The organism is Limnohabitans sp. T6-20, from assembly GCF_003063505.1.
In the GTDB taxonomy this organism is placed as follows: Bacteria; Pseudomonadota; Gammaproteobacteria; order Burkholderiales; family Burkholderiaceae_C; genus Limnohabitans_A.
In genome coordinates, this window is the sequence record NZ_NERW01000001.1 from 654,227 (window position 1) to 675,658 (window position 21,432).

A 21,432-nucleotide genomic window follows, 5' to 3' on the forward strand; every position below is an offset into this window, starting at 1 on the left:
CGGTGGTTGAATTACCATCGAACTCTGTTCACCAGGGAGAAAAAGATGAAGAAAAACCAACACGGTTTGACATTGATTGAGCTCATGATCGTGATTGCGGTCATTGGCATTCTGGGTGCGCTGGCTTTGCCGGCGTACCAGGACTACACCATCCGGGCCAAAGTCTCCGAGATGCTGCTGGCGGCCAATGGCTGCAAGACAGCGGTCAACGAAGCCATCAGCTCGTCGTCCGATGCCAATGTGTCTGCGGTTTTGCCCAAGGTCTGCGAAAGCCAAAACAGCAAATACGTGGCCAGCGTGACCGTGGATGGCAATGGCACGATCACCGTGGTGGGCAAGCACGAAGCCTTGCGCGGCAGCACCAGCGGATCGGCCAATGCCATCGCGTTGACGCCTCTGCAAACCGGCGACACACCCATCAATGGCAGCACCGATGGGGGCAAAACCATCTCGGGCTGGCGCTGCGGTCCTGCCAGCAGCAGTGGCTTGCCGGTCAAGTACCTGCCCGCTTCATGCAAAGCGTCCTGAACGTCTTTTGCACACCCCAACGCCCTGCTGAACCCAGGGCGTTTTTCATGGTGACAAGCCCATGCTGATGAACCCAAACCAAGCCACGTCTGCCGATCAGCCCTCTTGGCCCCAGGCACTGCTGCTGGGCATGTTGATGGTGCTGCCATGGATTCAGCCTTGGTCGCCTTCGCCTCAACCCAACACCGTGCCCTTGCTGATCAGCTGGGCCTGTATCGCTTGTCTGATGGTTTGGGGCCAAGCGATCAAACCCCTGGACATCGCCCGCGCTTGGGCGGTGGCGGCCTTGATCAGCAGCAGCATGGGCCTGATTCAATACTTTGGTGCAGACGCGGCGCTCAGCCCATGGCTTCATGTGACGGGCACCGTGGGGGAAGCCGCCGCCAACTTGCGACAGCGCAACCAGCTCGCCACACTGTTGGCCATGGGCATTTTGTCGGTGCTGTGGTGGCATGCACATGGCCTGATGGCACGGCACGCGGCATGGATGCTGGCCTTGCTGGCTGTTGGTAATGCCGCCACCGCCTCGCGCACGGGCCTGCTGCACATGCTGCTCATCGTGGGTTTGGTCGCGTTTTGGGCATACCGCAGCCGTTTTGAAGCGCATCGCCTGTCAGCCCGGCTGGCTTTGTGGGCACTGGCCATTTACCTGTTGGCCAACTGGGCGTTGCCCGGCTTGCTGAGCGCCGTGACCGGCCAGGACATGACGGGCGCTCTGGCCCGCATGGGCCACGACGAAGGCTGCGCCAGCCGCCGCGTGCTGTGGGGCAATGTGCTGCAGCTCATTGGGCAAAAACCCTGGTGGGGTTGGGGCTGGGACGAACTCAAATACGCCCACTACATCACGCCTTTTTCCGGTGGCCCGGAAAACAGGTTTTGCGCGATTTTGGGCAACGCGCACAACTTGCCTCTGCATTTGGCCGTCACTTTGGGGGGGGCCTTCACCGCCGCATGCGGTTTGGCCTTGTTAGCGCTGCTCGCCTGGATGCGACCATGGCAGAGCCGATTGCCCAGCGCACAGCTGGCTTGGTCGGTTCTGGCCGTGATCGGCTTGCACAGCCTGCTCGAATTTCCGCTTTGGTACGGCCCGTTCCAGATGGCCGTGCTCTTGTGCGGTGTTTTGCTTGTGCCATCGGCCATCAGTTGGAAGGCCCAAGCGTCATCCGGCATCCGGATGGCTGGCGTACTGGTGCTGGTGATCGTCTTCATGGTGGGCGCGGACTATGCCCGCGCACGGCAAATCTACATGCCTGCCGCACAGCGCTGGCCGGTGTGGCGTGAGGACCCGCTGGACGCTGCCCGCAGCAGCTGGTTTTTCCAGCGGTCAAGCACGTTTGCCGAGCTGAGCCTGACCCACCTCACCCCACAAAACGCCGAATGGGTGCTGGCCACCAGTCTGGACATGCTGCACTACTCGCCCGAACCCGTGGTGGTGCGACAACTGATCCAGAGTGCGCGCATGCTGGGCAAACAGGACTTGGTGGACCAGCACACGGCACAGTGTCGGGCAGCTTTCCCGTCAGACCCCTTGCCATGCCCTTGAAGCGCCTGTCTAGCACCTGTCAAGCGCCCGCCAATGCGCGTGGCATCGACAGGCCCTCAGGCCGACGCGTTCACTGCGTCCCGAAAATCCGGTCCCCCGCATCGCCCAAGCCCGGCAAGATATAGCCGTGGTCATTGAGTTCGCGGTCGATGGCGGCGGTGTAAATCGGTACGTCGGGGTGCTCGCGGTGCAGGGTGTTGATGCCCTCGGGGCAGGTCAGCAGGCACAGGAACTTGATCGAGCGCGGCTGACACTGCTTGAGCCGCGCGATGGCCGCAGCCGCCGAATTGCCGGTGGCCAACATGGGGTCCACCACGATCACGTCACGCTCTTCCATGGCCTTGGGCATCTTGAAGTAATACTCCACCGCCTGCAGCGTTTTTGGGTCACGGTACAGGCCGATGTGACCGACACGTGCGCCCGGCACCACCGACAACACGCCGTCCAGAATGCCGTTGCCCGCGCGCAGGATGCTGGCGAACACCAGCTTCTTGCCGTCGATCACGCGACCGGTCGTGGTCTCCAGCGGGGTCTCGATCTGCACGTCCTGCAAGGGCATGTCGCGACAAACTTCGTAAATCATCAGGCTGGCCAGTTCATTGAGCAGGCGGCGAAAGCTGCTGGTGCTGGCGTCCTTCTTGCGCATGAGCGTGAGCTTGTGCTGCACCAAGGGGTGGTCGATCAGGTGCACTTGGGCGCGTGCGGCGGGGTCAATAGCGGTCATGCCGGGTTCCTTCTTCGCAATGTGGCAAACAGACAATCACGATTGTGCCCGTAGGACCGAGTCACCAAGGCATCGAAATACTACTTCCTGCTGCGTTAGTATGGGATTCACATTTCACGCAAGGAGATTGCCATGTCGATGTTTGGATGGAAAACACAGAACCCCGAGGTGCTGATGCGAGGCGGCACCATCGGCCCCGACGAACGCTTGCCTTGGCCGCACACGGCCGTCATGGGCTTACAGCATGTGATTGCCATGTTTGGCGCCACCGTACTGGCCCCCATCCTCATGGGCTTTGACCCGAACATCGCCATTTTGATGAGCGGCATCGGCACGCTCATCTTTTTTGTCATCACCGGCGGCAAAGTACCCAGCTACCTGGGCTCCAGCTTTGCCTTCATCGGCGTGGTGATTGCCGCCACCGCCTACGCAGGCAAAGGGCCAAACGCAAATATGGGCGTGGCGCTGGGTGGCATCATCGCCTGCGGCGCACTCTACACCCTGATCGGCTTGGTGGTGCAAGCCATTGGCACTGGCTGGATCGAGCGGCTAATGCCGCCGGTGGTCACCGGTTCGGTGGTCGCGGTGATCGGCCTGAACCTGGCGGGTGTGCCCATCAAAAACATGGCCGCTGGCGAATTTGATGCCTGGATGCAGCTGGTCACTTTTGTCAGCGTGGGACTGGTCGCGGTGTATTCGCGCGGCATGGTGCAGCGCTTGCTGATTCTGGTGGGGCTGATTCTGGCCAGCATCATCTACGCGGTGCTGACCAATGGCCTGGGCCTGGGCAAACCGCTGGACCTCTCGGGCGTGGCGGGTGCCGCTTGGTTCGGCCTGCCCACCCTGACCGCGCCGGTCTTTGACGGCCGCGCCATGCTGCTGATTGCGCCGGTGGCCATCATTTTGGTGGCCGAGAACCTTGGCCACATCAAAGCGGTGACCGCCATGACCGGCAAGAACCTGGACGCCTACATGGGCCGCGCCTTCATTGGCGACGGCGTTGCCACCATGGTCAGCGGCGCATCCGGCGGCACCGGCGTGACCACTTACGCGGAAAACATCGGCGTGATGGCCGCCACCCGCATCTACTCCACCGCGGTCTTCCTGGTCGCTGCCTTGATGGCGGTGCTGCTGGGCTTTTCGCCCAAGTTCGGCGCACTCATCCAGGCCATCCCGCTGCCGGTGATGGGCGGCGTGTCCATCGTGGTGTTCGGCCTGATCGCCGTGGCTGGAGCCAAGATCTGGGTGGACAACAAGGTGGACTTTTCCGAGAACAAAAACCTGCTCGTTGCCGCCATCACGCTGGTGCTGGGCACAGGCGACTTCACACTCAAATTCGGCCCGTTTGCGCTGGGCGGCATCGGTACCGCCACCTTTGGGGCGATCCTGCTGTACGCATTGCTCTCTCGCGGCAGCTCTTCACGCTGAGATGGCGCGGTTGGCCCCACTGTCTGGGTCAACCATTTTTAAGCATCCTCGGGCAGGCCCCGAGGATGCGGCATGTCTCAGGAAGCTCAGGAAGACCTGCCACCCGGTGCCACAAAGCTCCCCGACTTGCCCCCATGCTTTTCCAGCAAGGTCACGCCATTGATGGTCATGCCGCGGTCCACGGCTTTGCACATGTCGTAAATGGTGAGCAGGGCAACTTGCACAGCGGTCAAGGCTTCCATCTCGACGCCGGTCTGACCGATGGTTTCGGCGGTCGCGGTGCACACCACGGTCGACTCGGCCTGCAACACCTCAAACTCCACCGCCACGCGGGTCAAGCCGATCGGGTGGCACAGGGGAATCAGTTCACTGGTCTTTTTGGCACCCATGATGCCCGCGATGCGGGCAATGCCGAGCACATCGCCTTTTTTGGCCGTGCCCGACGCAATCAGCGCCAGCGTGGCGGGCAGCATCTCGATGCGCCCGGTGGCCACCGCAATGCGGCGCGTGCTGGATTTGGCCCCGACGTCCACCATGTGGGCCTGGCCTTGGGCATCAAAATGGGTCAAGACATCGGTAGACTGGGTCATGGCTGTGTTTGGTAAAAAACCATTTACAAAAGGTTGACAAGAATGGCGCATCATACGGCCATCAACAGGTCATTCAACGGGACGCCGATCACCTTGAAAAACATATTCCGCCCTTCCCAACTGATGCTGGTTTTGCTGCTGGGCACCTTGGGCCTGCAGCCGGCCAGAACTCAGACCAACGCCTTACCTTCCCTTGGCAACAGCGAAGGCATTTCACTCAGCGCCGAGCGCAAATTGGGCGACCGGATTGCACGCGAGCTTTACCGCGACCCGGACTATTTAGAAGATCCGGTGCTGGATGAATACATCCAGCGGTTGTGGATGCCACTGACCAAAGCAGCCGCAGCACGGGGCGAACTTTCTCCCGATTTGCAAGAGCGTTTTGCCTGGCGCATCTTGCTGGGTCGAGACCGTACCGTGAACGCCTTTGCGCTACCCGGCGGGTATCTGGGTGTGCATTTGGGGTTGGTGGCGGTGGTCAGCTCCAATGACGAACTGGCTTCGGTGCTGGCACACGAACTCAGCCACGTCACGCAACGCCACATTGCCCGCTCCATGGACGAGCAGGGCAAGATGACCCCCTTGGTAATCGGTTCGATGATTCTGGGGGCACTGGCCATCAGCAAGAATCCACAGGCCGCACAAGGCCTGATCGTGGGCGGGCAGGCGGCAGCGATCCAGTCGCAATTGAGCTATTCACGCGACATGGAGCGCGAAGCCGACCGCGTGGGTTTTGGCGTGCTGACCGATGCCGGTTATGACGCGCAGGGTTTTGTGGGCATGTTTGCCAAACTGCAACAAGCCGCAGGCGTGAACGACAACGGCGCGTTTCCGTACCTGCGCAGCCACCCCCTGACCACCGAGCGCATCGCCGACATGCAGGCGCGCTTGCAGCTGAACAGCAGCCCTTCACGCGTGCCAACGGACTTGGCGCAGGCCATGCTGGCCGCCCGTGCACGGGTGATGTCACAAAACAGTGTGGAAGCCTTGAGGGCTTGGACGCAAGACAGCAAAGCCACCTCGGCGCAGGCCACACCCGCACAAAAAGCAGGCGCTTTGTATGCCGCCACATTGGCACATCTGCAACTGCGCGACACGGCTGCAGCAGAACGCACATGGCAGGCGCTGTCGCAATTGCTGTCGCCATCGGTGTTGCAAGGGTTGCCACAGGCCACCGAAGCCAAACGCTTGGTGACTTTGCTTCAGGCTGAAGTGGCCACCAAACAAGAGCGCTTTGGCGTCGCCTTGCAGGTGTTGCAGACCTTGGGTAGCAAAACACCACAACGCCCGGAACTCTTGGCAACCGCGCAAGCTTTGTTGCGACTTCCGGCGCACCCGCTGCGCGCCGACATCACCCGGCAGCTGCGCGAAAAAGTCACGCAAGCGCCGCACGATGGGCAAGCCTGGGACACCCTGGCCAGCATGCTGGCTTTACAAGGCCAAACACTGGCTTCGCTGCGCGCCGAGGGTGAAGCCCAGATGGCCCGCATGGATTGGTCGGGCGCAGTGGACCGATTTCGTGCAGCGCAAGACTGGGCCAAAAACAACCGCCTGCAACCGGGCGACCACATTGAAGCATCGATTGTGGACACTCGGCTGCGGCAAGTACAAAGCCAAATCCGGGAAATGCAGACCGAGCGCTGATGGTGACTCAGTCGGCTTGGGTTGACGCTTTTCGCGTGCTCAGCCAGCCCGCGCCCAAGACGGCAACGATGGCCAACACATACGCAGCCCACCGCCAAACGGCCTGCGACGGTGCATCAAAAAGGCTGTCCAGCAAAGGCTCACCCACCACCATCTTGGCGGCAGTGAACGCCAGCACGGCGGCACCGAACTGGATGATGATCGGGAAACGCTCAACCAGTTTGAGCACCACCGAACTGCCAAACACCACAATGGGCACACTGATCAACAAGCCGATGATCACAAGGTCCCAAGCGCCATGTGCCGCACCGGCCACGCCCAAGACGTTGTCCACACCCATCAAGGCATCGGCCACCACAATGGTTTTCATGGCACCCCAGAAAGTGCTGGCAACAGGCCCGTGCTCATCGCCATGGCCGGTGTCTGCCAACAATTTGTAAGCCACCCAGAGCAAGCCCAAGCCACCGACCAGCATGAGGCCCGGAATTTGCAAAAGCCAAACCACGCCAATGGTCATGACACCGCGCACAGCAATGGCACCCACTGTGCCCCAGAAAATGGCTTTCTTTTGCAAGTCGGCAGGCAAGCTGCGGGCAGCCAGGGCGATCACGATGGCGTTGTCACCCGCCAGCACGAGGTCAATCAAAATGATGGCCAGCAATGCCGACCACCAAGGTGCCGATAAAAATTCCATGGAAGACTCCGGTTCAATGTATGGAACCTGCTTGGGATAAGTCGGAACATCGCACTGTCCAAGAGAGGACATGCCGCAAGTTCGACCCACCGTGAACAGGTTGGATCGAAGGTCTTGCTCAGCAACAAGCAGGGCTTGTGCCTGATAAACCGGAAGCTTTCGCTACGTATTGACGATTTATCAAAACCGGACCCTTTGCAGGCCACGGCCACAGGGAGCTACTCCCCTTCTGGCCAGTATTAAACCCTGTTTTTGTTTTACCTTGTAAAACATATGGGAATTCATGTTCATGGAGCACCCGTTTGAGCGCCTTGAAGGCGCTATGATCGCCGACCTGCTCCTCACACACCATGGCCGGAATCCACATCACCGACATCGAAGCTGCCATCAACCACTGGCGCATCAAGAACCCCTCTCCCGACGGGGTCACCTTGCCACGCGAACTGCGTGCTCTGGCAGAGGTCTATGCGCTGATGGTCTATTACAAGCACGACCTGGCCGATGAATTCACCTTGCCCCTGGCTGCGGCACAAGCCTGGCAAGACTGGTATGCCACCACGCCCGACACGCCCTGCATTGCGATTTGCTCCACCAGCCAGGGCGACGAAACCTGCAAAGGCTGTGGCCGCAGTTTTGAAGAAGTGCAGTTGTGGACCGAGATGACCCCCGGCGAGAAACGTGCCGTGTGGCATCGCATCACGGTCGATGGCACGTCCTGGCGGTTCAACAAATACGCCGAGCGCGCCGCCGAAGATCGCCACTGGGCCAAGGCCGCGGCTGAGGCGCAAAGCAAGCTGGATTTGTAAGGCGCAGCTTCAGGCATTAGGCCGCAGGGGCGACATCCCACAAGGACCGTTACCTTCTACAGGGGCCGCTATTTTGTGGGAGTGAGCCCCTGCTCGCAAATGCCGGCTCAGCCACCGCACACATTCGGCCACAGAAAGGGCTATGAGCCACCAATTTATTTCCAGCGGATCAGCTCGATGTGCACGCTGCCCTTGTCGCTGCTCAAAGTCACGCTGCCCTCTTGCACGGTGGCTTGCAGCTGCATGCTGCGCTCGGCCAGTTGGGCCAGCTCTTGTGAGCGCTCGGTGGGCACACGCCAGACTTGCAGTTTGTCCAGGCGTGTGAGCTTGGTCTCGATGCCTTTCCACCAGACTTCGGCCGCGTGGTTGAAGCAATACAGCAGCACCTCATCGGCCTTCTGACAGGCTTTCATGATGGGCTTGTCTTCGGGCTGACCCACTTCGATCCACATGCGGGTCTGGCCCGTGAAGTCGCGCAGGCTGACGTCCGGATCGTCCGGGTCCGACAAGCCTGCGCCAAAGGCCAGCTTGCCATCGCCGTTGCACACCGCCTGCAGCTTGTAGGCGTTGATGGCCAGCGCCAGCAGGCGGATCATCATGCGCTCGTCGGTCTCGCTGGGGTGCCGCGCCAGCGTGAGCTGGTGGTCTTCGTAATAGCTGTGATCGATGTCAGCGATCGACAGGTTGGCTTTGTAAATAGTGGATTTGAGGGCCATGGTTTCTTTGTGGGAGCGCGCCCCTGCGCGCGAATGCGTCTGGCAAATTCGACCGCAGGGGCGACCTCCTACAAGTTATGAATCAGACCCGGCGTGCCAGCTCAGCGGCCTTGCCGACATAGCTGCCCGGTGTCATGGCCAGCAAGCGGTCCTTGTCGGCTTGCGGGATCTCAAGGCCCTTAATCAGGCCATGCAGATCGGCCGCCGACACGGTCTTGCCGCGCGTGACTTCCTTGAGCTTTTCATAAGCACCCTGCACGCCATAGCGGCGCATCACCGTCTGGATCGGCTCGGCCAGCACTTCCCAGGCGGCGTCGAGGTCAGCGGCCAGGGCTTCTTCGTTGAGTTCGAGCTTGTTGAGGCCCGTCATCAGCGAGGCATAGGCCAGCGCGGTGTAGCCCAGGCCCACGCCCATGTTGCGCAGCACTGTGGAGTCGGTCAGGTCTCGTTGCCAGCGGCTGATCGGCAGCTTTTCAGACAGGTGCTTGAGCACGGCGTTGGCCAGGCCCAGGTTGCCTTCGGCGTTTTCAAAGTCGATCGGGTTGACCTTGTGCGGCATGGTCGAAGAACCGATCTCACCGGCTTTGAGGCGCTGCTTGAAATAACCCAGGCTCACATAGCCCCAGATGTCACGCGACAGGTCGATCAGGATGGTGTTGGCACGGGCCACGGCATCGAACAACTCGGCCATGTAGTCGTGCGGCTCGATCTGAATGCTGTAGGGCTGGAAGGTCAGGCCCAGGCCCCATTGGCTGCTTTGGGTTTCACCCAACTCTGGGGTTTCAACAACCTTTTGGGAAAACGCTTCCCAGTCAAAGTCGGGCCAGGCCGACAGGTGGGCGTTGTAGTTGCCCACCGCACCGTTCATCTTGCCCATGAGCTTGACGGCGGCGATCTTCTCTCGGCAGCCGTTCAGGCGCATCACCACGTTGGCCATTTCCTTGCCCACGGTGGTGGGGCTGGCGGTCTGGCCGTGCGTGCGGCTGAGCATGGGCACATCGGCAAAAGCGTGCGCCATCTCGCGCAGCTTGGCGATGATGCCGTCAAGGCCCGGCAGGATCACTTGGGCCCGTGCGCCCTTGATCTGCAAGGCATGGCTGGTGTTGTTGATGTCTTCGCTGGTGCAGGCAAAGTGCACAAATTCACCCACATGCTCCAGCTCGGGGCGGTCCTTGAACTTGGACTTGATCCAGTACTCCACGGCCTTCACATCGTGGTTGGTGACCTTTTCAAACTCCTTGATAGCAACCGCGTCGGCCTCGGAGAAGTTCTTCACCAGCGCCGTCAGATAACTGCGTGCGCCGGGCGACAAAGGTTTGAATTCTGCAAACCCGGCATCGGACAAGGCAATGAACCAGGCGATCTCCACCTGCACGCGGCGGTGCATGTAGCCTTGTTCGCTCATCAGAGGGCGCAGGGCATTGAGTTTGCTGGCGTAACGGCCATCCAGCGGCGAAAGGGCGGAAATGGGAGAGAAATTCATCCTTTGATTGTAATTGGCAGGGCCAAGGCACCACGGCCAAGGTGATCCATGCCAGCTGTCAGCCTCAGCAGCACTGAACACTCTAGAATCAGCAGCCATTCTGTTCAGACATCTCCACCATGAAACTCATCGGCTCCACCACCAGTCCTTACGTTCGCAAAGTGCGCATCGTCATGGCCGAGAAAAAGCTGGACTATCAGCATGTGACCGAGGACGTCTGGTCAGCGCAGACCACCATCCACGCATCGAACCCTTTGGGCAAAGTGCCCTGCCTGATCATGGAGGGTGGCGAGGCGGTGTTTGACTCACGGGTCATCGTTGAATACCTGGACACCTTGTCACCTGTGGGCAAACTGATTCCAACGGCCGGACGCGAACGCGCCGAAGTCAAGACTTGGGAGGCCTTGGCCGATGGCCTGCTGGATGCCGCCTTGCTGGCCCGAATGGAAGCCGTCTGGCCAGACCGCAAAGACAGCGAGCGCAGCCAAGCCTGGATCGACCGACAACTGGACAAGATCCAACACGCCCTTCGAGCCATGAGCCATGGTCTTGGCGAAAAAGCGTTTTGCTCAGGCATCCACCTGAGCTTGTCGGACATTGCCGTAGGCTGCGCTGTCGGTTACCTGGATTTCAGATTCCCGCAAATTGATTGGCGTACGCCTTACCCCAACCTGCACAAGCTGCACGACAAACTGGCGCAACGGCAAAGCTTTGCGGACAGCTTGCCCGGCTGATCTTCGCTGGACCAGAACAGCGTCAACACCATAGAAAAAGCCCGGTGTGACCCACCGGGCTTTTCAAATAACAAAATCCTTTGCCGCCAGCATGCGGCGGCAAAAAAGGGTTAATTAACCTTCTGGGATTGATGGGTTTTTGTCTGCTTCCATTTTGGAGTCGGCAGCAGGGTTGCCCGGATCCACTTTGACATCACGCATCAGCTTCAAGCCAGTTGACAAAATGCTGGGCATTTTGGGCAAGGCTGAAGCAAAAACAGACATGCCATCTTTGACTGGCAATGCTTTGCTGATGTTCATAGGGTTGCTGCCCACACCTTCGATGATCTTTCTGCCCTTGTCCATCATCACTGGAATGCGCAAAGAAGCAACACCGACAGCAAAAATGGATTTCGCCACTTTTTGCTGCATTTCAGGTGCCATTTTTTCAACTTTGGCCTTGGCCTGATCAGACTTCAACAACTCTTCAGCAATGGTGGCTTGCTCTTTGATCGCTGTGCCTTGAATACTGCCTTTTTCTTTGGGGTCAGTTGCCTTGCTCAGGTTGTCGTTCACAACCTTAACTGCTGCAATTTGTTGCTTATCACCCAAGGCAGCAACGATCTGAATCAGTGAATAAGTCACGACTTCATTAATGGCAGATGCATCACGGTTGAACTCTTCAGCCATGGCACCTACATCGCCGCCGCCGCCTTTGCTGCCACCCAACATACCGCCAAGACCACCAAATTGGGCATTAGCAGAAGAGGCTACACCGAGCGCCAAAAATAGCGCAACCAGTTTATTTTTCATGAAGGTTCCTTTAGTGAAGTTTTGATTTGTGCTGAGAAATGCTGTTCAGCTGATGTTCATAGGCCTTGACACCTACAAATTGAGAAAGTGCGTCTGGTTTGATCTCTGAAAAATCAAATTTCGCACCCGCAAGGGATTCGCCAATTTTGTTGGCCCCCTCATAGATTCGCACGCCTGATACCACGCTGGCCGAACCTGCACATTTGTCGCCAACGCAGTCGTTTTTAAGAAGTTGCTGCACTTCTTGCGCCACTGCGCAGTAAGGTGTTTCTACATTTTTGACGACATCTGTGCTGCCAAAAAATCCTTCTTTCAGGGCCAACTCAACACTGCCCAGATATGGCGCGCTGGTCTCTACAAAGTTGTACCCCTTGGTCTTGAAAGGAATGACGCGGCCCACCAAGGCTTCACCATTCGAAGGGTGCCTCAAATTAGGGGACATCAAAAAATGGCGCTTGCGGGAGTCATCGCAAAATTTAAGCGGCTTATTGGCGGCATCGGTCGCACCAAGCATGATCAAATCGGACGCACGCACCTCGCCTTTGATCTCTATTTTGTCGGTGTCTTGTGTTGGCTTGATGAGCTGCGCCACACTGCGCGACAAAGGCATCAAGACCGGTGCCTTAGATGATCCGGCCTTCAAAGGTCGAACGATTTTGGCTTGGTTAAACACAGACAAAGGCAATGGCTGAGCCAAGGTGAGCACGCCATTGCTGACGGCTTTGATGCCAACGGTCTTGGGGGCTACGGAAAATCCTGCCAGCATGGACTGCATGGATGCCAAGGCGGCATTTTTCAAGTTGATTTCATTGGCTTGGTTGTTATCCAGTCCTTTGCCGCCAGTGCGGTTCAACTCATAGGGGTTGCTGCCCACAAAGACCTGATTGACCACACTGGAGCGGTCAATCAAACTCAATGTCACGGAGTTTGTGAAGATGGACTTGGCGGTAGCACCGCCCACACCGATGGCTGTGAATACAGGCGAACTGTGCGCATCGAGCTTCAGATACAAATCGGGGTTGGCTCTGGGTTTTGTCGAGTTATCAGCAAAACCGTTCATGTCTTGGAACATGGTGGATTCGCAATTCGCTTCGCCGCGAATTTGTGTTTTGAGGCGGGAAAAGTCTGCGTCGTGCTTGACCAAGTTGAAGGGCGCCTTGAAACCGATGTCATCGGCCACAATCGACAGCAAAGCGTTGTCGAGCACCTGTTGGTCAGTCAAGCTGGCCCCAGAGGCCGGTGTGTATTGAACCGCCATCACCGAAGGCTTGGCGTCATCTTTGCCTTGTTTGGTAAAGCTGAAGGTCAACTTTTCACCCTGGCGAAGCCGGTTGGTGGCGCGTTTGATGTCTGGTGTGAAATCGCTGGCCACCGCCACGGCAATGCCATTGCTCGCATATTGCACCGTGAAAGAAAACTCTTCACCTTTGTCGTTGACGGCGTCTAAATCTTCATCGGAAGTAAAACCGACTTCACTGCCGTTATTGAAGATGAAGTAGTCCCCGTCTTTTGCCGCGATGGTGATTTGCGACTGCTTGGGTGCAAAGCCCTTGGCTGCGGCATCGACATGGCGTTGCACCATTTGCAAGCCATCGTTCAAGATGGCCGCTTTGAGTTTGGCCACGTTTTCTGGCTTGATCTCTTTACCACCGGGCATGAAGAAGTCCGCCGTCGGTGCGGTCATGCCGGTGTAGATGGTTTCACTTTTGGAGAAAACCACTGACGCCCCGTTGAGCTTGACAAAGCGCACGGTGTAAGTGATCGGGATCAGCACCTGCGTGAAGTCACTGTACGTGTTGAAGTACGTGGACAAACGGCTGATGCCAATCGCGATGGCAAAACTGTCTTTGTAGTTGACCGTGAACTGAGGGGAACACTGAGTGGCCTCATACGGCTGGTAAGCGTATTTGCCAGATTTACTGGTGCGAATTTGATTGGCCCCCACCACGGAGCTTGGGAACTGCTTGGCAACCCCTTCTTGGAAGCTTTTGACCAAGGCTTGCTGGGTCGGTGCATCAAAAAAGAGGTCCGCGTATTTTTCATTGATCATGCCGCCGTATTTGGGGCCGACTTGTTCTGTCTTGATCGCGGATTGACTGATCCCCGTGATCCCGCCGACTGGGTACACGTAGTACTGGAATTCGGCTGCAGCGTGGGCACTGGAAAACCAGCTGGCACACAAAGCCAATGCGACGGAGAAGCGGTTGGAGATCATGGTGTCTATCAGAAAAAAATTAGCGCAGATCTGCGGGGCAAACTTGCTTGCCTTCCAGGCCAATGCAAATGCGGTTACCAGGACGCGTCACGTAGTCGGCCTTGTCCCAATTCAGGGAGTCCAGAACTTTGTTGATCGTGCTGTCAAGTGAACCTGCCATCTGCACGCTGACTGCCATGTAGTTGTCGCCAATCCGAGGCTCGCTGGCTTGCAAGCCGTCAGTGCTTTTGAGACTGGTCTGGAACTTGTTGCGCTCGCCACGACCCAAAGAGCCGGCGCTGTACAGGTACAAGGTGTAGACCGAGCCTCGCGAGGAACGGGCGTTCAATTCTTTGTTGGCTCTTTGGCCCAAGACTTTGGCCAAAGATGTGGCCAAGGCAATGCCCAAACGTCCACGGCAATCTTGGTCGCCATTGCCCACTGCTGCGGCCTGCAAAGAGTCCTCGAAGAAGATTTCATTGCCCTCAATGAAACGGCCCTGCACGGCCAAGTTGCCGTTGCACTGCGTGCCACTGGGCGTTGTGCCCACGATCGTGTAATTGGCTTGACCCGTTGCCCACACATCGGCTTCGATGCTCTTCTTTTGAATCAGATCGACAAACTGATTGATCCGTCCGTTGTTAGTGATTTCAAAAATCGGAAGAATGCGGCCACCTTCAGCACGCAAATCGTTCTCAGCGACCAATCGCAAACCGTTGTTCTGAAATTCACCACTCAAGCGAGAGGCCAAAACACGGTCTTGCGCGCCCAAAGGTTTAGCATTGTTGAACTCTGGCATTTTGGTCTTGACAGAGTAACTGACCTTGTCCGTTTGCTGCTGCACGTTTTTCTGATCTGCACTGAAAGACGATGCAGACGATGAACTTTGAGCATTGGCACTTTGACTTTTATCGCTGTAGGCACGCGAGGACGATGCAGCGCCTGCGTATTGCGACGATTGAGCCGCTTGGTACTGTGTGCTCTGAGCCCCTGCGTATTGGCTGGACGATGCGGCAGCAGCATTGCCATCACGACCTTGATAGGCTGCAGCAGAGTCGCGGCGTCCGGCGACCGCAGTATCTTGGCGTGCCGCGACCGCGGACGATTGGCGGCCCGATACGGCCACGGAATCACGGGATGCCATGGCGACATCATTTTTACGAGATGAAGAAGACGCAGACGATTCGCTCTGGCTTGCAGACGCTTTGGCGCTGGTGTCAGAAAAAGAGCTCTTGTCGTGCGAGTACTGAATTTCTGTCTGGGTCGCTGTTTTGCCGTCATTGGTCGTAGCAACGCCAATGAATTCATCAATCGAGACCAGAATCTTGGCCGATTTGGCTGCAATGTCACCCGCGCCAATGCCCTTATTGATGAGGTACTCTTTCAGTTTGGCAGATGCGACCGAGATGGTGGCTTTTCCTGACAAAACTTCGCCGTCGGCTGGATCCATCGAAATCTGAATCGAGTCACCCAGCAACTCGACGAGTTCTGGCAATTTAGCCTCGACTTGGGGCGTCATCTTGATCGCAAAGGACGCTTCCAACAAATTTTTCACTGCTCTGATTTCAAGCTCTTCTTTCAACTTTCTTTTGAGAGAAGCAGGGCTTGCACCCTTGGTGATCTGAATTTTGGTTTGCGTCGACGCAGTCACTGTCTGTGCTTGCGCCCATGTGCCTGCGGCCATGGAGAGGGCCAAACCAGATGCCAGTGCAATGATGTTCTTTTTCATGGGTTATCCAATCAGTTGGGAAGTTTGATCACAACATCGCCAGCACGGACCTCTGTGCCTTGGTTGTTGATCTTGATTTGTGTGTCCTCACTGGCTTTCACTTGCGTGTCAGAGGGTGAAGATTTTTTTGTTGTTGAAACAGTGCTGGACTGTCCGGTGATCGTTTGTAAAAAACGAATGTCCGTGTGCATTGAATTGAACGCCTCGTCTGCCATCAGTTGGTCTGGTGCAAGATTCAACGTAGCCACTGCACGCGCCAAATAACGAAGTGCAGTGTCTGTGTTGCCTTGCATCGCAGCCACCCGGGCTGCCGCAAACTCAAAGTCCCCACGCAAATCGCCCGGTTTTTCCATGAAAGACTCGGCTTTGGACAGCGCATCTTTCAGTTGCCCGGCCGCCACCATGGTGTCAATCGACTTCAGCGCCTCTGCAGGGGACTGCGGCGCAATCAGTTCAGCCAATCGGCCACGGAGTTGATCGCAGGCGGACAGGCCCAAGGCCAAGCAGCACACGATGGCGAGGCGAAGAGTGAATTTGATTACTTTAAGCAAAATACAGCCTTATTTGTTGTTTTTAGATCTTTTACTTTTATTGTTTCATAATTATACTTTTGACACCAGTGGCTGCAAAATTATATTTTTCCGATATTTTTAACTTTATTCATACTTTTTAGCTATTCAACTCATTGGGTGCGCAACGACTCTCGTCGGCATACAAAACTGTCATGACCATTCCCCGTCAAACGTTGCCACTGCTGCTGGGATGGATCCTGGCCGTTGGCTTGGGAATCGCTGCACATGTTTGGTTTCCGAAGGCACTCAATTCACGCGAAATTGCACTGTCGACAGCAGTGGACTCCTGGGTCCGCCCCGCAACAGCAGCCCAGCTGAATGCCTCCACGTTTTGCGAAATGTGGACGGGTCAAAATCTCGCCGATGTGGATTGCCGCAGCGGCTACGACATGAACACGCTGACCCCGGTGATGTCTGCTCAAGCCCAGACCAGTTGGGTCCAGGCACTTCAATCCGTTGACCAACGACAGAGCGAGTTGCGATCACTGCTCAAGCACTTGGACAACTTGCGCTTGAGTCAACCCATGCTGGCGCAACCGCTGTTTGCACTGCAATTGCGGCTGGATCAATGGACCGAACGCTCAGCCCGAATGGCAAACCAGACAAAGGATGGTTTCGCAGAGAGATCGACTTATGCCGACATGTTTCAACTGTTATTGGAACAACAAGGCCAAAGCTACGACGCCGCATCAGGCACTTTTAAAAAGATCAATTGGCATGTGGTGCGGGCTGCAGACAAGCCCTCAGGCTTAAAAAGCAGAGCAGACACGCTGGCAACCAGCCTGACATGGGTGCCCTGGGCCTTGACACTTTGCACAGCCATTCTGATGGGACTGGGATGGTGGCGCGCAGGCTGGCTGGGGTGGGGCTTGATGGCCGGATACGCGGTTTTGACCTGGCTGGGTTTGTTGATCGCAGCAGATGCGTCGGTGCACTATGGCCAAGGTTCGAGCGTGTTCCCACTCAACCCACTGGGCAACCAGTTGAACCGTCAAATGCTGGTCGGTGGCATTTCTGTCTCCATCATGGCGACAGGTTTGCTGCTGGCACCTCGGATCGGTCAGGCCATTTCGTTGGCGATGCGGTATTGGGGTGCAACCATGTTGAGCTTGATGGTGCTGATGGGTTTTGCTTATGCCTTGCAAGGTCCGGCGTTGGGCTCAGAGGCGCTCAAGCTCGGAATGGCCGTGATGGCGGGCCTGCTCACAGCTGCTTTTGGCCGAAGTGTTCATGCGACCGCCCAAGTCGCACCTGCTGCACTGAAGCCCTGGCGCTTGATGACGGCCTGGCGACGAAACGCAACAGGCTCACAAGACCCCATCGACGTGATTGCAACGCAGCTGAATCGGCCATTGCTTCAGTTCACGGCATTTTGTGCCGTTGGTATTGGCGCTGCAGCGCTGGTATTTCATGATCTCGGCGCAGCACTGGTGACCACCATCGTGGCGGTCACCACGCTGTACATGGTGTTTGGTTCACGCCTGGCTGGTGCGGTTTTACTGGCAGGCGTGCTGATGGCCGGGCTCATGAGTCAAACCGAAAAAGTTCAAGGTCGGATTGCCTTGATGATGGACCCATTGAGTGCATCGGTGAGTGACTTTGCAAGACTGCTGGCCTTCTCGAATGCCGCGCACGAGAAAGGCTTCAACTTGGGGCAAATCGCGTGGTGCAGCGGTGGTGGTGTTTGCATCCCTTTGCAGGCACTCAGTGACTACATGCCGGTGGTCCTGACCGGGGTTCTGGGCACTCAGGGTACTTTTGTGTTTTTTCTGCTGTACCTCATGACCATGATGGTCTTGGCCACATGGCTGATGCGGCAATTTTTGACACAGCAAGGCAGCTCGCGTGCTTTGTCCATGATGGCCTTTTTCATGCTGTGGGGCACAGCAGCACAAACTGTGGTGACTTTTCTTGGCAACTGGAGAATCATCCCGCTCACCGGACTGGGTACACCTCTTTTGAGCATTGGCTTGTCATCGTCACTGGTCCCTGTCATCGCTCTGACGCTCATCGTCGTTGTGCGTTATCAAACACGAAGAAAGGCGCCATGATCAAACCGTACAGCCGGGTTTTGGCCGGTCGCGCACTTTGGATGGGCGTGTGCGTGCTGACGATGCTGTTCAGCACAGCTTGGTGGCAGCAAAAACAAACGCCTCAGATCGGTGACACCGTGTTCCGGCCAACCGGTCGCATTGCACAGGTGCTTGCAGCCAGCAACAGCCTGGATGCTCAAAATCCAGAACACCCCTCCGAAAACAGCAAAGCGAACATGCCGTGTGAAGGACGTTCGCTAGCGGTACTTAGGGTGCGCCTGATGTCGGGGCTGGAATGGTCACAAGCACAAGCCGATGCCCGCATCGCACAGGCCGCTCAAGCCACTGACCGTTGGTCAGGTTGCAGCAGTTTTTTGCAAGCCTTCCAATGGGCCATCACATTGGCCGCGACACCCGCTGACACATCCAGCGTGTCTGCACGAACGGTAGAGCAACAACTCTCCGAAGACGTCACCTGGACAAGGCATATTCCATGCTTCTTGGGCAAGGAGAACAATCAAATCGTATTGCTTTCTGGTAACCCCATGAATTGCGGAAATCCGCCTCAGCTCAAATCCTTGGCGGCTTTGTCGCGAGAGTCCTCTTACCGCCAGCTGGCCAGTGGCGTGGCCAAGGCCTCCACACTTTCTGCCGTCACAGGAAAGCTCTCGAGCACCGGTTCTGCGTCCCTGACCTTGAACGCTCAACTGCAAGATGGATTCGACTTGTGGACGGCCTGTCTGAACAACAAGACTTGTGTCAAAGTTCCTGCACTTCAACGGCTCCGTGATGTTTCAGTGGTCATCATGGATGCTCAATCGGGCGCGTTACTGGCTGCCTGGTGTCACGGCAAAGCCTGCAACAAAGCCAACGCCACAGGCCCAGGGGCCTTGGGTGCCACTTTGCTCGAAGCGCCTCCGGCCTCTACCGCCAAATTGTTGTTTGCCTTGGGCTTGGCAACCCACGAGCAGATGGATCCCCAAGTCTTGCAAAAGCAAATCAAAACATCGGGGCAAAACGATGGCAGCGTCAGCAAGCGCAACGAATGGTGGGAACGACAAGCCATTTGCGACACCCAAAAAGGCCAGCGCTGTTTCGTCCCATCGCAGACACGGGCCATTTCTGACGCCTTCGGTTTCAATCTGAATTGCCAAGCAAAAGGCCCCGGTTGCGGCCGCGTGGGTCTCGTCTCTGCCGATGTGCCCAGCCTCGTTCCTGGGCTGATCGGTCGTCTGGCCATCGACACCCAAACTGATCGCGGCGTGAAGATGATCGACTGGGAGCATTACGACCGCATTCGCCAAGGCAAGCAAAAACCGCAAGGAGACGCTGCATACACCGCAACCTCGCGCGCCATACAGGCCGTTATCGGCGCTGGAGACTCACGCGTGAGCGCCATGGGTTTGGCCGTTGTGCCCATGCAGTTGTGGCGCTTGTCACAAAAAATGGTGCCTGTGATCCCCTCTGTGATGGCCCCCTCTGCATCGACCTTGCTACCGCGCCCCCCCGAAAAATGGTCGACGGCGGCCCTGACCGTGATGGGCGGCATGCGCAAAGCCGTCGAGCCCGCAGAGGCCGGCTGGCAAGGCGCAGGCACCATCTCGGCCGCCTTCACGCATGAAATGCAAAAACCCTGCACGGGTGAGTGCGGTGTCTGGGGGAAAACAGGCACCGTGAGCCAAAAAGATCCTGGATTTGCAGGAACCAGCTTGTTCTCAGGCTTGGTGGACACCCGCGATTTGTCCAAATGGCGAGGTGACTCTGACGCAGAGAAAAGTCCACGCCAAGTCCTGAGCATCGGTGTCATTGCCATTCCTGAAAAAGGTGCACCGCCCCTGCATGCCGCCAGCCATCTGGCCATGGCAGCAGTGAACCAGATCATGCTTCCCGTGCGAGGTCCATGATGCGCAAATTCAGCTTTTCGCCCGATGCACCTGCCTTGACCCAATTGCTTGCGGTCAGCATCAGCCTTTTATCGGCTCTGCGAGAACACCGCCAGTTGTGCCTTTGTGTCCCCAAACAAATTCACCAGCGACTGCACGCCGCAGATTACGGGCGTGTGCTGTATGACTTGCTGTCTGCCGAATATCCCGATTTGGAGACCCGGCTGGAGATCCGTGTTCACCCTCAACCTGATTTTTTGATCTTGTTCACACCGCCAGGAGCGCCCCATGAAATTCCGTGACATTTTTGGTTTTTCTTCTGCTGAAAAGGGCATCGAAAATTTGCACACACGCGAAATGGATGCTTTTGCAGACAACGTTGTTTTTGAACTCAAAACACTCATTAGCAGCGCCATCACACGGGCACTCGAAGAACGCGAAAGTCGCTACATGCGCAGCATTCTGGAAGAAAGTTTCTTTTCACTGGAAAGCCTCGTGATCAAAGCGATGGACGCGCAAACCTCACGTGAATTGGAAGACTTCTTATCCAATCATGAGAGCATCAACCCGCAGTTTCGTGCCCAATTTTTCGGCCAGGTGGTGCAGCGTGAATACCGCTCAACGCGAGGTGCATCGGTTCGGGTTTCTCCGGGCCTGGTGCCCATCTTTGAAGTCAATCCTCAGTCCCTTGATACGGCCACCGAGGACGAATCCTTCATCCTTTCACTGAAAGGCCGAAAAGTGCGTTTTGAAGTACGCGCAGCGCTGGATGGCCCCACTCGCAAAACACCCATCACCACACCAGAAATCGTGGTCACACCGCCTCGTGGCACAGCGATGAGTCAGGCTTTGGGCAGTGGGACAAAAACAACAGGATCGCGGGTTCAAATTACCCTGCACGACCAACACGGCAACACCGAAAAATCAGTGGCGTTGCCTGCATTGCTTGGGCGTGAAACCGCCACGGCCCAAGGTCTGGCTGTGGGGTCTGGCGTGGACGTTGCCGGTACTTATGTTTCGCGCCGGCAACTGGTCGTGTTTGAAGCTTTGGGTCAAATTTATTGCTTTGTTCCCGCTGAAGCCAGCCTGACCTGCTCCACCGACCAAGGGGAAGTGTTGCGACCCAACACACTGCACCGGATTGACCCCGGCTCCCCCCTGCGTTTGCTGACAGGTGTCCCCATGGACACCTTGGTGGCCCCTGGGCAACGGGAAAACCGCGCCGAATACCCCCGCATCGACATCAGCACAGGCAGTCGCGCCACGCCTCATGCCGATGCCACGCCACGCCCCAGAGCTGTTCGATGAACCCAAAGTGCATTTTGGGCAAGGCGATCAA

The 21,432-nt window shown here is 57.1% G+C and carries 19 protein-coding genes; 10 read left to right on the plus strand and 9 right to left on the minus strand.

Annotation, left to right across the window (positions count from 1 at the left end; translation table 11 throughout):
* Positions 1–45: 45 nt before the first annotated feature.
* Positions 46–528, plus strand: a complete 483-nt coding sequence (locus B9Z33_RS03110; protein WP_108285533.1) for a pilin — start codon at positions 46–48, stop codon at positions 526–528.
* Positions 529–589: 61 nt separating this feature from the next.
* A complete protein-coding gene (locus B9Z33_RS03115; protein ID WP_108285534.1) occupies positions 590–2,071 on the plus strand; it encodes a PglL family O-oligosaccharyltransferase in 1,482 nt (493 codons plus the stop codon).
* Positions 2,072–2,141: 70 nt separating this feature from the next.
* Here the strand turns inward: B9Z33_RS03115 and upp are convergent, their stop codons facing one another.
* On the minus strand, positions 2,142–2,795 hold the full coding sequence (upp, locus tag B9Z33_RS03120) for a uracil phosphoribosyltransferase (RefSeq protein ID WP_108285535.1): 654 nt from the start codon (positions 2,793–2,795) through the stop codon (positions 2,142–2,144).
* A gap of 132 nt (positions 2,796–2,927) precedes the next feature.
* Between upp and B9Z33_RS03125 the strand changes: the two genes are divergently transcribed.
* The gene (locus B9Z33_RS03125; RefSeq protein ID WP_108285536.1) at positions 2,928–4,223 is read left to right on the plus strand and encodes a solute carrier family 23 protein; all 1,296 of its coding nucleotides are present in this window, start codon (positions 2,928–2,930) and stop codon (positions 4,221–4,223) included.
* 86 nt (positions 4,224–4,309) lie between these two features.
* Here B9Z33_RS03125 and moaC read toward each other — a convergent pair whose 3' ends face one another.
* Positions 4,310–4,813: a cyclic pyranopterin monophosphate synthase MoaC gene (moaC, locus tag B9Z33_RS03130; RefSeq protein ID WP_108285537.1), complete on the minus strand. Its 504-nt coding sequence runs from the start codon at positions 4,811–4,813 to the stop codon at positions 4,310–4,312.
* Between the two features lie 123 nt (positions 4,814–4,936).
* Here moaC and B9Z33_RS03135 point away from each other — a divergent pair, with 123 nt between their 5' ends.
* Positions 4,937–6,457, plus strand: a complete 1,521-nt coding sequence (locus tag B9Z33_RS03135; RefSeq protein ID WP_108286119.1) for a M48 family metalloprotease — start codon at positions 4,937–4,939, stop codon at positions 6,455–6,457.
* 7 nt (positions 6,458–6,464) lie between these two features.
* On the opposite strand, the gene B9Z33_RS03140 is transcribed toward B9Z33_RS03135, so the two are convergent.
* Positions 6,465–7,151 carry a TerC family protein gene (locus tag B9Z33_RS03140; RefSeq protein WP_108285538.1) on the minus strand — a complete coding sequence of 229 codons (687 nt, stop codon included), beginning with the start codon at positions 7,149–7,151 and terminating at the stop codon, positions 6,465–6,467.
* A gap of 350 nt (positions 7,152–7,501) precedes the next feature.
* Between B9Z33_RS03140 and B9Z33_RS03145 the strand changes: the two genes are divergently transcribed.
* Complete coding sequence (locus tag B9Z33_RS03145; RefSeq protein ID WP_108285539.1) at positions 7,502–7,957, plus strand: DUF3717 domain-containing protein; 456 nt, start codon at positions 7,502–7,504, stop codon at positions 7,955–7,957.
* Positions 7,958–8,112: 155 nt separating this feature from the next.
* Here B9Z33_RS03145 and B9Z33_RS03150 read toward each other — a convergent pair whose 3' ends face one another.
* Together B9Z33_RS03150 and purB are read right to left on the minus strand one after the other, a co-directional pair.
* Positions 8,113–8,673, minus strand: a complete 561-nt coding sequence (locus B9Z33_RS03150) for a YaeQ family protein (RefSeq protein ID WP_108285540.1) — start codon at positions 8,671–8,673, stop codon at positions 8,113–8,115.
* A gap of 82 nt (positions 8,674–8,755) precedes the next feature.
* The gene (purB, locus tag B9Z33_RS03155; protein WP_108285541.1) at positions 8,756–10,156 is read right to left on the minus strand and encodes an adenylosuccinate lyase; all 1,401 of its coding nucleotides are present in this window, start codon (positions 10,154–10,156) and stop codon (positions 8,756–8,758) included.
* A 119-nt stretch (positions 10,157–10,275) separates the two neighbouring features.
* Between purB and B9Z33_RS03160 the strand changes: the two genes are divergently transcribed.
* The gene (locus tag B9Z33_RS03160) at positions 10,276–10,890 is read left to right on the plus strand and encodes a glutathione S-transferase N-terminal domain-containing protein (protein ID WP_108285542.1); all 615 of its coding nucleotides are present in this window, start codon (positions 10,276–10,278) and stop codon (positions 10,888–10,890) included.
* Between the two features lie 114 nt (positions 10,891–11,004).
* On the opposite strand, the gene B9Z33_RS03165 is transcribed toward B9Z33_RS03160, so the two are convergent.
* From B9Z33_RS03165 to B9Z33_RS03180, 4 genes are read right to left on the minus strand one after another with little or no spacing between them, the layout of a single operon-like run.
* Positions 11,005–11,682 (minus strand): hypothetical protein, encoded by a 678-nt coding sequence (locus B9Z33_RS03165; protein ID WP_146183811.1) that lies wholly within the window; start codon positions 11,680–11,682, stop codon positions 11,005–11,007.
* 10 nt (positions 11,683–11,692) lie between these two features.
* Positions 11,693–13,897 carry a hypothetical protein gene (locus tag B9Z33_RS03170; RefSeq protein ID WP_108285544.1) on the minus strand — a complete coding sequence of 735 codons (2,205 nt, stop codon included), beginning with the start codon at positions 13,895–13,897 and terminating at the stop codon, positions 11,693–11,695.
* 19 nt (positions 13,898–13,916) lie between these two features.
* Positions 13,917–15,605, minus strand: coding sequence for a hypothetical protein (locus B9Z33_RS03175; RefSeq protein ID WP_108285545.1), 1,689 nt, complete (start codon positions 15,603–15,605; stop codon positions 13,917–13,919).
* A gap of 11 nt (positions 15,606–15,616) precedes the next feature.
* Positions 15,617–16,066 (minus strand): hypothetical protein, encoded by a 450-nt coding sequence (locus tag B9Z33_RS03180; protein WP_146183812.1) that lies wholly within the window; start codon positions 16,064–16,066, stop codon positions 15,617–15,619.
* Between the two features lie 263 nt (positions 16,067–16,329).
* On the opposite strand from B9Z33_RS03180, the gene B9Z33_RS03185 reads away from it, so the two are divergent.
* The 4 genes from B9Z33_RS03185 to B9Z33_RS03200 are packed head-to-tail and all read left to right on the plus strand — an operon-like array spanning position 16,330 to position 21,401.
* Complete coding sequence (locus tag B9Z33_RS03185) at positions 16,330–18,228, plus strand: hypothetical protein (protein ID WP_146183813.1); 1,899 nt, start codon at positions 16,330–16,332, stop codon at positions 18,226–18,228.
* Entirely contained in the window at positions 18,225–20,114 is a 1,890-nt protein-coding gene (locus B9Z33_RS03190) for a hypothetical protein (protein ID WP_108285548.1), read from the plus strand. Before B9Z33_RS03185 ends, B9Z33_RS03190 begins: the two co-directional genes overlap by 4 nt.
* On the plus strand, positions 20,111–20,395 hold the full coding sequence (locus tag B9Z33_RS03195) for a hypothetical protein (protein ID WP_108285549.1): 285 nt from the start codon (positions 20,111–20,113) through the stop codon (positions 20,393–20,395). Before B9Z33_RS03190 ends, B9Z33_RS03195 begins: the two co-directional genes overlap by 4 nt.
* Positions 20,382–21,401 carry a hypothetical protein gene (locus B9Z33_RS03200; protein ID WP_108285550.1) on the plus strand — a complete coding sequence of 340 codons (1,020 nt, stop codon included), beginning with the start codon at positions 20,382–20,384 and terminating at the stop codon, positions 21,399–21,401. The genes B9Z33_RS03195 and B9Z33_RS03200 overlap by 14 nt, the downstream gene beginning before the upstream one ends.
* Positions 21,402–21,432 lie beyond the last annotated feature (31 nt).

Coding starts and splice junctions, on each gene's coding strand:
- B9Z33_RS03110 (WP_108285533.1), top strand. CDS start 46: ATGAAGAAAAACCAACACGGTTTGACATTGATTGAGCTCATGATCGTG.
- B9Z33_RS03115 (WP_108285534.1), top strand. CDS start 590: ATGCTGATGAACCCAAACCAAGCCACGTCTGCCGATCAGCCCTCTTGG.
- upp (WP_108285535.1), bottom strand. CDS start 2,795: ATGACCGCTATTGACCCCGCCGCACGCGCCCAAGTGCACCTGATCGAC.
- B9Z33_RS03125 (WP_108285536.1), top strand. CDS start 2,928: ATGTCGATGTTTGGATGGAAAACACAGAACCCCGAGGTGCTGATGCGA.
- moaC (WP_108285537.1), bottom strand. CDS start 4,813: ATGACCCAGTCTACCGATGTCTTGACCCATTTTGATGCCCAAGGCCAG.
- B9Z33_RS03135 (WP_108286119.1), top strand. CDS start 4,937: ATGCTGGTTTTGCTGCTGGGCACCTTGGGCCTGCAGCCGGCCAGAACT.
- B9Z33_RS03140 (WP_108285538.1), bottom strand. CDS start 7,151: ATGGAATTTTTATCGGCACCTTGGTGGTCGGCATTGCTGGCCATCATT.
- B9Z33_RS03145 (WP_108285539.1), top strand. CDS start 7,502: ATGGCCGGAATCCACATCACCGACATCGAAGCTGCCATCAACCACTGG.
- B9Z33_RS03150 (WP_108285540.1), bottom strand. CDS start 8,673: ATGGCCCTCAAATCCACTATTTACAAAGCCAACCTGTCGATCGCTGAC.
- purB (WP_108285541.1), bottom strand. CDS start 10,156: ATGAATTTCTCTCCCATTTCCGCCCTTTCGCCGCTGGATGGCCGTTAC.
- B9Z33_RS03160 (WP_108285542.1), top strand. CDS start 10,276: ATGAAACTCATCGGCTCCACCACCAGTCCTTACGTTCGCAAAGTGCGC.
- B9Z33_RS03165 (WP_146183811.1), bottom strand. CDS start 11,682: ATGAAAAATAAACTGGTTGCGCTATTTTTGGCGCTCGGTGTAGCCTCT.
- B9Z33_RS03170 (WP_108285544.1), bottom strand. CDS start 13,897: ATGATCTCCAACCGCTTCTCCGTCGCATTGGCTTTGTGTGCCAGCTGG.
- B9Z33_RS03175 (WP_108285545.1), bottom strand. CDS start 15,605: ATGAAAAAGAACATCATTGCACTGGCATCTGGTTTGGCCCTCTCCATG.
- B9Z33_RS03185 (WP_146183813.1), top strand. CDS start 16,330: ATGACCATTCCCCGTCAAACGTTGCCACTGCTGCTGGGATGGATCCTG.
- B9Z33_RS03190 (WP_108285548.1), top strand. CDS start 18,225: ATGATCAAACCGTACAGCCGGGTTTTGGCCGGTCGCGCACTTTGGATG.
- B9Z33_RS03195 (WP_108285549.1), top strand. CDS start 20,111: ATGATGCGCAAATTCAGCTTTTCGCCCGATGCACCTGCCTTGACCCAA.
- B9Z33_RS03200 (WP_108285550.1), top strand. CDS start 20,382: ATGAAATTCCGTGACATTTTTGGTTTTTCTTCTGCTGAAAAGGGCATC.